Annotated in this window: 2 protein-coding genes; both read right to left on the bottom strand. The window is 78.2% G+C overall.

Annotated elements, in window-relative coordinates:
- Positions 1-1189: BatD family protein (locus ABFC67_RS14500; RefSeq protein WP_346738742.1), on the bottom strand; the 1189-nt coding region annotated here is incomplete at its 3' end.
- A partial coding sequence (locus ABFC67_RS14495) for a tetratricopeptide repeat protein (protein ID WP_346738741.1) occupies positions 1186-1877 on the bottom strand: 692 nt, incomplete at its 5' end. The genes ABFC67_RS14500 and ABFC67_RS14495, both read right to left, overlap by 4 nt.

Genomic DNA, 1877 nt, shown 5'->3' with positions numbered 1-1877 from the left:
CCCGCGCGGGTGCCGCCAGCGGCGCGACCGGCGGCGGCGCGACGGCGCCGGCCGCGGGCAGCACCCGCAGCGTGCGCGCGGGCACGCGCGCCACTTCGGCGCGGTCGCGCTGGGTATCCCACCACTGCACGCTGATCGCGGGCAGCGCCAGCGTGCCGGCGCGGGTCGGCACGATCGCGAACTTGCGCACGCGCGTGCCCGTCAGCCACTGGCCGTCGTCGCGCGTGGCGTCCTGCGGTTTGTCCGGATACACCTCGGCGCCGTCCAGCGCCGGCAGGGTCAGCGCCGGCAGCGCCTCGAACGGCAGGCCGACGGCCTTCAGCGTCAGCGTAAGCGTCAGCGGCTCGCCGACGCGCAGGCGGCCGTCGGCCGGCCAGCCTTCGGCATCGAGACTCAGCGCGCGCGCCGGCAGCCACGGCTGCGCGGCGCCGGCGGGCGGCGCACGCACGTCGAGCGCCAGCGCCTGCGAGCGTGCGGCCACCGGCTGGCCCTCGGCGAAGAAGGCGTCGCTGCCGTCCAGCGCCAGCGCGCGGCCGCGGAAACCGATGCCGGGGACGGTCAGCCGCCCGGCCACGCGGGGCAGCAGCGCGTAGCGGCGCTCGACCACGTGGTACATGCGGCCGGCGCGCTCGACGGTGTAGTGCAGGTCGTCGCCGAGGCGGCGCGCCTCGATGCCGTCGGCATGCGGCTCGTCGAGGTCGCCGTCGGTCAGGTTCGGCGCGTAATAGAGGCGCAGCGTGTACAGCACCTGCTGTCCGACGTAGGGCGTCGACGGCTCGACGCTGGCCTCGACGAACACGGCGTCGCCAGCCCGGCCCTCGGCGCCGGTCGGCGCCGGCAGCACGGTCAGGGTCAGCGGCCGGGTGCGGGCACCGTCCACCTCGAGCGCGGGGATGGTCAGCGTGCCGGCGCGCTTCGGGTCCAGCGCCACCGCCCACAGCGCGCGCGTCGCGGCGTGCCCGTTGACGATGCTGACGTCGCGCGAACTGGAGCGGCCGCGCACGGTGAAATCCTGCGCCAGCGCGGCGAAGTCGGGCGCCGTCGCGCCGGCCGCGTCGCTCTCGACGTTCAGCGTCACCGTTTCGCCGAGGCGCGCGGTATCGCGGTCGAGGAAGGCGCGCACGGAGGCGGCGTGCGCGCACGGCACGGCCAGTGCCAGCAGCAACAGCGCGGCGGCGAGGCGCCTCACGGGCTGCCCCCGTCCGCATCCGCGGCGACGCCTTGCCGACGCTGCCATTCGAGCAGGAACTTGCGGCGCAGCAGGCCGCCCGGATCGTCGGGCACGCGCGCCAGCGCCTCGCGCATCGGCGCGGGCAGACGCGATTCGTCGGCATCGCGATCGGCGGCTGCGCCGAGCCGGTGGCTGCCGTCGGGCGCGCGTCCGGAGCGCGCCAGCGCCTGGTCCATCGCCTGCTTCAGCGCGGCGCCGGCGCGCGCGGACTGCGCCTGCTGGCGCGGATCGGGGCGCGGCGCCGGCGCGTCGGCGGCGTCCGGCGACGGCGCCGCGCCGCCGTTCTGCGGCCCGGCCGTCGACGCCGACGGCTGCGACGATGCCGCCGCCGGTGCCCTGCCCTGCCCGCCGCGCGGCGGCGCGGCGGCGTGCGTGTCGGACGTTGGCGGCGAAGACGGCGGCGCGCCGCCCGCCTGCGGCGTGCCCGCACCCTCGCCCGCCTGCCCTGGCGGCGGCGGATGCCGCTGCAGCCAGGCGGCGACCGCATCGCGATTGGCGCGCGCGTCGGCCATGCGCGGATTCGCGCGCAGCGCTTCGGCATACGCGTCCAGCGCCTCGCGGTAGCGGCCCGCGCGCGCCAGCGCGTTGCCGAGGTTGTAGCGCGCATCGGCCCCGGGCAGGCCGCGATACAGCGCCGCCGCGCGCG

This window comes from Mizugakiibacter sp. (genome assembly GCF_039680435.1).
Lineage (GTDB): Bacteria > Pseudomonadota > Gammaproteobacteria > Xanthomonadales > Rhodanobacteraceae > Mizugakiibacter.
Note: the sequence above shows the minus strand (reverse complement) of the source record. Positions and strands in the feature narration are given on the sequence as shown.